The sequence below is a fragment of the Tautonia sociabilis genome (assembly GCF_003977685.1).
GTDB classification, from domain to species: Bacteria; Planctomycetota; Planctomycetia; order Isosphaerales; family Isosphaeraceae; genus Tautonia; species Tautonia sociabilis.
In genome coordinates, this window is the sequence record NZ_RYZH01000044.1 from 49,517 (window position 1) to 59,074 (window position 9,558).

At 70.4% G+C, this 9,558-nt stretch carries 1 protein-coding gene; it reads left to right on the top strand.

Annotated elements, in window-relative coordinates; genetic code table 11:
* Positions 1 to 195 precede the first annotated feature (195 nt).
* On the top strand, positions 196 to 9,150 hold the full coding sequence (locus TsocGM_RS19585; RefSeq protein ID WP_126727156.1) for an Ig-like domain-containing protein: 8,955 nt from the start codon (positions 196 to 198) through the stop codon (positions 9,148 to 9,150).
* The last annotated feature ends 408 nt before the right edge of the window (positions 9,151 to 9,558 follow it).

Genomic DNA, 9,558 nt, shown 5'->3' on the forward strand with positions numbered 1-9,558 from the left:
CCGTTCGGCCCCCATCGCCGGATCTCCGATGCGGGACGTGGCTCAAGGATTCGCCGGTCCTTGACGGAGTCGACCGGGTCCCTCATGCTCCCTAAAGACCTGCGCGAATCCGCCCCATCGATGCGCCATCTGCCCTCATCTCCCCGTCGTCGATCGGTGAACCGAGCGCCGCTGCGACCCTAGAGGACCGAAACGATGCGTCCGGGATTCTTCTTCGGTTCGTCTCCGTCTGAACGGCCCTCGGGCCACCGGCAGCAGAAGTCGGGCAGCAACCGCAAGGCGAAGCTCCGGCGGGCGACCCTGGAGGGGCTGGAGCCGAGGACCTTGCTGGCGACCATCCCCGCGCCGGCGGTGCTCGGGAGGGCCAACGCCTCGAACAATTCGCCCGGGGCCAACGACAACAGCAGCGAGAGCTCGCCGACGATCGTCGTCAACCCGACCAACCCGAACCACCTGGTCGCCTCCTGGACGCGCTTCGACACCGATCCGGATCCCGACCTGACCGAGATCCAGGCCCGGATGTCGACCGACGGCGGCCTGACCTGGATGACCCTGTCGGTCCCGGCCCGTCGGATCGACCCGAGCACGGGAACCAACCCGGCGCCGTACCCGACGATCGACAACGCCAGTGTCGCGTTCGGCCCGGACGGCAGCTTCTACATGCTGTCGCTGCAACACAATGGCGTGACCTCGGGTGACCTGATCCTCCGCCGCTACAACGCCGACGGCTCGGTGGCCGGCACGACGACGGTCTACCAGTGGAACCGGTCGGCCCAGGACCAGTCGGGAGCCACGGCGATCCGCCTGCCGACCCTGGCCGTCGACGACACGGCGGCCAGCTACACCGACCCCGACAATGCGTCGGGCAACGTGACCAATCCGCACTCGGGCAACGTCTACGTCGCCTACATCGGCGACACGCCGCCGCTGCAGGGGGCCACCAACTGGAACCCGCTGACCGTCGAGCTGGTCCGATCGACCGACCAGGGGGCCAGCTTCAGCACTCCGCTGGTGCTCAACACCGGCGGCAACTTCGGCGACCAGCGGAACACCCGGCCCCGGATCGCCGTCAGCCAGGGGGGAGGCGGCAGCCAGCCGGGGCAGGTCACGGTCGTCTGGGACGACTTCAACAGCGGCGCGAACGCCACCCCGCCGACCAGCATCATCCGGTCCCGGCAGGTGTTCAACGGCGGCACGACGCTGGGGGCCGAGGCATTCGTCGCCGCCGTGGCGAACGTTCGAGGCAACGACGCGGGGGGCGGCACGCTCGGTGGGCTGACGGCCCTGGGGGTCGGGCCGCAGCCGACGATCGCCGTGGACAACACCCTCGGCGCCTTCAGCCCACACCGGGGGAGGATTTACGTCGCTTACACCAACCGGCTGGACATCACCGGCAACCCGGCCGACAACACGGAGATCTACCTGGCCTATTCCGACAATGGCGGGGTCAGCTGGCAGTCCGCCGGGCGGGTCAACGACGACTTCGCCGACCGGGATGGCTTCTCCGGGGCCAACGGCGCCGACACCGGTCGGCCGCAGTTCCTGCCCGAGGTGGCCGTTGACCGGGCGACCGGGACGGTGGTCGTCAGCTTCTACGACACCAGGCACGACGCCTCCCGGGTCCGGGCGGCGATGTACGTGACCGCCAGCATTGACGGCGGCGCCAGCTTCTCGGAGCAGGTCTTCGTCAACCAGCCGGAGGCGGTCCTCGACGTCGCCAACGGCCAGACCCGGGTTGTCGGGCCGATTCCCGACAACGCCCCGAGCGGCAGCTCGCCCGCCGACGGCACCTTCGGTTACGGGATCCGGCAGGGCCTGGCGGTGCTCGGCGGCCGGGTCTACTCGGCCTGGTCGAGCAACCTCAACGGCGGGCTCGACGGGCAGGACGCGCTGGACATCCAGGTCGCCCGGGCGACGATCGCCGCCGGCCCTCGAATTGTCGAGGGCACCTCGGGAGTGGTCACCACGACCGATGCCAGTGGCACACCTCAGGCGCAGCAGTTTGTGGTCACCTTCGACCGGCCGATCGATCCGGCGACCTTCAGCACCGACGATGTCGAGATTCGCGCCCGGGATGCGTTCGGCAACCCGATCGGCGGGGACGTGCTGGGTCGCATCCCGGCGACGAACGTCACGCCGCTCAGCGCGACGAGCTTCCTGGTGACCTTCCCGGCCCAGAGCACGCCGGGCACCTACAGCTACGCCATCGGCCCGGAGATCCGCGACCGGATCCGCTCGTTCAACACCGCGGGCAACGCGATGGACCAGAGCGGCGACGCCGTGGCCGGGGCCGCGGATGACCGCTTCTCGCAGCCGACGCCCGACGGGGGCCTGCCTTTCTCGGGCACTTACATCCGGCAGGCCCTGCCGCTGGTTGTGCCCGGCCCTCGGGTGGTTGCGACGCAGGTCGTCACCACGAACGGCCAGCTCGGTTCGGCCGGGCCGAACCTGGTGCTCAACGGCACCGTCGCCGCCTTCCGGGTGACGTTCGACCGCGACATGGAGCCCAGCACCTTCACCGTCGAGGACGTGCTGCGGATCATCGGGCCCGGCGGACCGGTGGACCCGTCGACCTTCACGGTCACGCCGATCGACGCCCGCACCTTCGAGGTCGGCTTCGCGACGCAGCAGCTCAGCGGCACCTACCAGTTGCTGCTGTCCTCGAATATCCAGTCGGTGGGGGGCTACCTGGTCGACAGCGACCAGGACGCCGGCGTGGACATCCTGCGCGGCGGGCCGGTGGAGACAACGGCGGAGCTGGCGTTCGTCTCCCGGGACATCCCCGTGACGATCCCCGCGTCCGGCTCGGTCGAATCGACGCTGGTCGTCGACAAGGCGTTCGAGATCCGCGACCTCGACCTGCAGCTGAACATCGCCCACACCAACGTTCCCGACCTGACGGCCGAGCTGGTCGCCCCCGACGGGACGACGATCCTGCTGTTCTCCGGCGTCGGCGACGTCGGGGACCGGGACAACTTCATCAACACGATCTTCGACGACGAGGCGACGCTGCCGATCCAGCAGGGCGGCCCGCCGTTCAGCTCCCGGTTCCGGCCCCAGCAGCCGCTGTCGGCGCTGGACAACACCGACCCATCCCTGACCCCGGGGACCTACACGCTGCGGATCACCAACGCCGGGACCGTGGCCGGGACGCTCAACTCCTGGCGGCTGATCTTCCAAGAGCCGGTCACGGGCACCGGCCTGGGAGAGCCGGTCGCCGACCGGATCGCGGCCGACTTCCGCATCTTCACGATGGCCGAGGAGAACGGGCTGTCCTCCAGCACCTGGACGGCCGTCGGACCGGCGTCGATCAACGGCGGTCAGGGCTCGGGGCGCGTCACCGGCCTGGCGGTCGATCCGTCGGATCCATCGGGCAACACGGTCTTCGTCGGCGGCGCCTCGGGAGGCGTCTGGAAGACGACCAACTTCCTGACGACCGACCCCGAGGGCCCGACCTGGATCCCGCTGCTGGACCGGGTCGCCACCTTCGGCATGAACATTGGCGGCATCGCCGTGCTCGGCCGCAACAACGATCCGAACCAGTCGATCGTCTTCGTGGCCACCGGCGAAGGGGATGTGTTCAGCCAGGGGGTCGGGCTGCTGCGGTCGCTCGACGGCGGCCAGAGCTGGGAACTGCTCGACAGCCTGAACAACACCTTGCCGTTTGCTCAGCGCGGGCACGAGCTGGTCGGTCTGACGGCCTTCGACGTCGTGGTCGATCCAAGACCGACGGCCACCGGCGAGGCGATCGTCTACGCCGCCTTCAGCGGCACCGGGGCCAACACCAACAGCGGCGTCTACCGGAGCATCGACTCCGGCCGGACCTGGCAGTTGGTCCGCGCCGGCCAGGCGACCGACATCGAGCTCGATCCGACCAGCGGGCCGGTGGACATCTTCACCAACCCGACCGGAAACCTGCAAACCGTCTTCGCCTCGTTCCGGGGCGAGGGGGTCTTCATCAGCACCGCCCAGGGCCGCGCCGGTTCCTGGAGCCTCATGGCCGGTGGTGTCGGCAAGCCGACGGTGCTCGATCTGGATGTCGCCCCGGTTCGGCCCGTACCGGTCTCCAACCAGGCGGACACGCCCAACGGGGCCAAGGGCCGCATCGTGCTGGCCAAGCCGACTCTGACCGGCGACCCCCGCCAGGATCTCGTCTATTCCGGTTGGCTCTACGCCGCGGTCGCCACCACCGCCGGCCAGCTCGATGGTCTCTACCTGACCAAGGACTACGGCCAAAACTGGACCCGGCTGCGCATCCCGACCCTGCCGCCGCCGTCCAACAGCGGATCGATTCCGGCGACGCCGACCAACGACATCACCCAGGCCGATTACGATCCGTTGGGCAACTCCCAGTTCGCCCAGGGGAACTTCAACATCGCGTTGACGGTGGATCCGACCAACCCGAATGTCGTCTACCTCGGCGGTACGAACAACGGCCAGGAATCGGGCCTGATCCGCGTCGATGCCACCAGCGTCAACGACCCGCACGCCTTCTTCCTGAACAACGATCTGCCCGGCGGAGCCGTCCGCCGCAACTACGTCACCGGCGCCGTGACGGTCGAGCCGTCCAGCCCGGACGACCGCCGCGATAACAACCCGTTCGGGTTCGACCCGCGGACGAGCCCGGTGATGAACCTGCTGCGGGACCCGGCCAACCCGCTGTCCAACGACGTCACGGTTCGGGTCAACAACACCGGCGCCTTCGCCAACAGCGGGGCGGGCGTGCGCTGGACCCCCTTCGACGCCGTGCTGACCGGCACCGACGTGCACCGGGCCCTCAGTTACGTCGACCCGCTCACCGGCAAAGGCCGGCTGATTTTCGGCTACGATCAGGGGGTCGCCTCGGGGGTCGACGCGGGCGACGGCACGCTGTTGACCTCCCTGGGCACGATGACCGTGCCGACCGGCTCGCGCAACGGGAACCTGCAGATCACCCAGCTCTACTACGGCGCCGCGCAGCCGAGCGACCTGACGGCCCAGATCGCCGGCGCCTTGCTCTATGGCCAGGCCCAGGACGACGGCTTCCCCCGGTCCGACCCCGATCTGCTCGAAAACGGCAACATCAACTGGAATGGCCCGTTCGGCGACGGCACCGGTGTGGCGACCGACCAGACCGGATCGGGCACGGCCTACTACTACAACTGGCCCTGCTGCGGCGGCGCCATCACCAGCTTCTTCCGGGTCGATACCCCCGACGGCGCCCCGAACAACGGCGTGGGCCGGACCACCGGCCTGATCCAGCAGTCCGGCGGCGGCCAGGTGCCCGACCCGCAGTGGCCGTTCCTGGGCGGATCGAACTTCGCCGTCAATCCCGTCAACGGTCAAGAGATCGTCATGAGCTCGGCGGTCTCCGGGCGGGTCTTCCGCACGCTCAACCGCGGTCTGAACTGGTTCCCGATCGGCGAGCCGAGCACCCTGGGCAACGCCTACTTCCCGGCTCTGGCCTTCGGCGCCCCGGCGACGCCCGACTCGGAGATCACCGGCGACTACATCATCGGCGGCAACACCGCCGGCGGAATCTACGTCACCTACACCGGCGGCGCCTCCTGGATCCAGATCAACAACGGCGACCTGGCCGGCAACACGGCGCCGTTCCAGGCAATCGTCCCCAACCCCAGGCCGGGGACCTTCGAGGCCTACGCCGTCACCTCCAACGGCGTCTACCATATCAACGACACCCGCACCGGATCCTGGCGGAACATCACCGGCGATCTCTTCCAGGTCACCCACAACATCTTCGGGGACCCGAACTTCGAGGACCGGTTGCTGGCCAACATCAAGGCCCTGGCCGTCGACTGGCGCTACGTCATCCCCAACGACATCGACAACCCGCCGCCGCTGAGCGACGCCACCAACCCGTCGCTGACGCACCCGGTGCTCTACGTGGCCGGCGAAGGCGGTGTGCTTGCCTCGTACAATGACGGCGTCAGCTGGCAGCGCTTCCCCTCGGAGCTGCCCAACAGCATCGCCACCACCCCCACGCCCCCCGGTGACGGCGGCGGCTTCCCCGTGGCCGACGTCCGCGACCTCGACCTGGCGCTGGGCCACGTCGACCGCCGCACCGGCATCCCGCAGACTCGGCTGCCCGGGCCCGACGGCACGCTCGGCACCAGCGACGACATCATCAGCCCGGACATCCTCGTGGCGACCACCTTCGGCCGGGGCGCCTACGCCATCCGCCTGGCCCCCGTGGTCTTCCCCGACTCGCTCCGACTGGTCTTCAACGGCCAGCGGATCGCTCCCAACGCCTCCATGCCGCCAGAGGTCGGCAGCGCCAACCTCGTCTTCGAGGGGATCAGCGCCCAGACGGCCTCGGGCAACACAGTGACGATCCGGGCCTTCCTGCTCGACGACAACAACCAGCCGATCGGCGGGCCGGTCGGCACGACAACCACCAACTCGGCCGGCCGATTCTCCGTCAGCATCCCCCCCTCCGTCCTGGGGGCCGACGGTCCGAAGCGGATCGGCATCCAGGCGATCAACAGCTCCGGCGTGGCCGGCAACATCGCCCTCTTCGACGTCATCCTCGACACCATTCCCCCCGACGCCCCCACGCTGCTGGACCTGCAGCCGGGCAGCGACAGCGGCAGCTCGAACACCGACAACTACACCAACGCCCTGACCCCGGGTGGCATCGCGGCGCCGACCTTCGACGTCGGCGGGGTCGAGGGGGGCGTGACGGTGCAGCTGCTCCGCAACGGTGTGCTCGTCGCCTCGCTGCCCGACGCCCCGGCCGGAACCGTCTCGATCACCGACGACAACGCCGGCGCCGGCGTCCCCGACGGGACCCATTCCTACGTCGTCCGGCTGGTCGACCGGGCCGGTAACGTCAGCGCCGACAGCCCGACGCTGGAGGTGACGATCGACACCGTCGCCCCGGCGACCCCGACGACGCCGGCGCTGGCCCCGGCCGACGATAGCGGAGTGGCCGGCGACGCCATCACCAACGTCCGGCGGCCGAGGCTCATCGGCTCGATGGCGCTGGCCGCCAACGAGCAGACTCCCGAAAACCTGCCGTTCGTCGAGATCGTCGGCCCCGGCGACCAGGTCCTCGGCCGGGCTCAGGTCGCCGCCGACGGCTCCTATGAGGTCCAGATCGCCATCGACCTGGCCGACGGCGTCTACTTCCTGCAGGCCCGGGCCGTCGACCGCGCCGGCAACGTCAGCCGCACCGACCCGGGCCTGGCGGTGACGATCGACACCAGCCTGCCTCCGGCCGCCTCGCTCGGCCTCTCGCCGACCGACGACACGGGGGTCCCGGGAGACAACGTCACCTCGATCCGTCGGCCCCGCCTGATCGGCTCCTCCGGGGCCGGGTTGCAGGTCGAGCTGATCGACGTCGACGGCACGGTCCCCGGCAGCGCTGCTCCCGGCGCCGTGGTCGGCAGCCCGGTGCTCTCTCAGGTCAACGGCCTGTACACCCTGCAGTTCCCCTCCAACCTGCCCGACGGCACCTATCGGCTCCTGGCCCGGGTGACCAACGTGGCCGGCAACACGATCGACAGCCCGGTGCTGGTGCTGACGATCCTCAACGAGATCCCCACCGAGGCCCCGACCCTCCGCCTGGCCCCCGAGTCGGACACCGGTCTGGCCGGCGACAGCCGGACCGCCGCGCGTCGGCCCTTCCTGATCGGCGAGGGGACCCCGAACACCACAATCGAGATCGTCGGGCCGGCTGGCCAGGTCCTGGCCTCGGGCACCACCGATGCCCAGGGCGGCTACCGGCTCCAGCTGGCCAGCGACCTGACCAACGGCACGATCGAGCTCCGGGCCCGGCTCCGGGGCCCCTCGGGCATCGCCGGACCGTTCGGCGCTCCGCTGACCCTGACGATCGAGTCGGTCTTCGGCGACTCTGAGCGCGACGGCCGGGCCGACCTGGCCCTCTACCGTCCCGGCACGACCGCCGGCGGCTCGACCTTCCTGATCAGCCAGTCCAGCGGCGGCTCCCGCACCATCAGCTCGGCCGACTTCCGGTCGAGCGACCCGAACTCGCCGCTGTTCAACGCCCAGCTCCGTCCCGACGACATCCCGATCATCGGCGACTTCGACGGCGACGGCCGGGCCGACGCGGCCGTCTTCCGCCCCAGCAGCGACCGGATGCCGGGGGCCTCCGAGTGGCTGATCCTCGGCTCCCGGACCGGCCCGCGCTCGATCCTCTTCGGCGGCTCGGGCCTCGACCAGCCGGCCCCCGGCGACTTCGACGGCGACGGCGTCACCGACCTGGCCGTCTTCCGGCCGGTCAGCGACTTGCTGCCCGGCGCCGCCGAGTGGTTCATCCTGCCGTCGAGCACCGGCCAGGGCGTCCGCATCCTCTTCGGCGGTGCCGGCGGCCTCGACGTTCCCGCCGTGGGGGACTTCGACGGCGACGGCCGGGACGACATCGCCGTCTTCCGCCCCAACAGCGACCTGATCCCCGGGGCCTCGCAGTGGTTCATCCTGCCGTCGGGCCCCAACGACGTGAACTACTCCCAGAAGCTGGGAGGCTACTCCGTCCTCTTCGGCCAGGCCGGCGTCGACCAGCCCGTGCCGCTGGACTACGACGGCGACGGCCGGGATGACGTGGCCACCTTCCGGCCCACCACCTCGGAGTGGTTCATCATGCGGTCGAGCCTGCCGACGGCCTCCGCCGGCCTTCGGGTCGCCTTCGGCGTCCCGGGAGACCTGGCCGCCCCGGCCGACTACGACGGCGACGGCATCGCCGACCTCGCCGCCTTCCGGCCGAGCACCGGCGTGTGGACCATCCGCCGGACCACCGACAGCCAGGATGTGGTCATCGCCTTCGGCTCCTCCGGCGATATCCCGGTGCTCGGGCCCCTGGCCGCCCGAGATCCGAGGACGATCGCCTCGTCCTCGACCTCCGGCGCCGGGGTCGGCCAGGCCGCCCTCCAGGCCGGCTCGACGGCCTCGACGGCCCTGGACCTCGGCACCCAGACCGCCCCGACGGCCTCGACGCTGAACCTCGGCGGTCTGGCCTCCCGGCTGTCCCGCTCCTCCTCGGCCTCTCGGGGCCGCCCGGCCCAGGCCGCCTCGGAGACCTCCTCCGGGGCCCGGAGGCTCGGCCAGGTCCGGGGCGACCGCCCCGCCTCCAGCCTCAGGGAGCTGCTCTCCGGCATCGTCTCCCGTCGCCGAGGAGGATCGCTCGACGCCTGATCCCCCGGGGCCGGCTCCCGGGCCGGCCCCGCTCCCTCGCTTCCGAGTCCTCCGAGCCCCCCGGCGGTCTTGACCGTCGGGGGGCGTTCGTCGCGCCCGATCGGTGACCGTCGGCCCTCTTCGGGAATTCACCCGATTGGCCTCGGATGGACACGAGCACAACCCGGAGGGCCTCTGTTCCAAGAACCGGACGCCAGGCCCTGGTTTCGCGGTGGGCGAGCGGCCGTTGTCCCAGACCGCGGCGGCACGGTCCGATAATCGAGATTATGGCGGACAGTTGCGGGTGTGACCGACGAATGATGTAGATCGGGCCGGTTCGTCCGCCTATGCTGGGGCTCCCCTCACACTCCGGGAGCCACCGCCATGGCCGCCACCATCGTCGCCCGATCCGAGACCGGCTTCACCATC

Bases quoted from the DNA above. Each gene is read 5' to 3' on its own strand.
- TsocGM_RS19585 (WP_126727156.1), top strand. From the start codon at position 196: ATGCGTCCGGGATTCTTCTTCGGTTCGTCTCCGTCTGAACGGCCCTCG.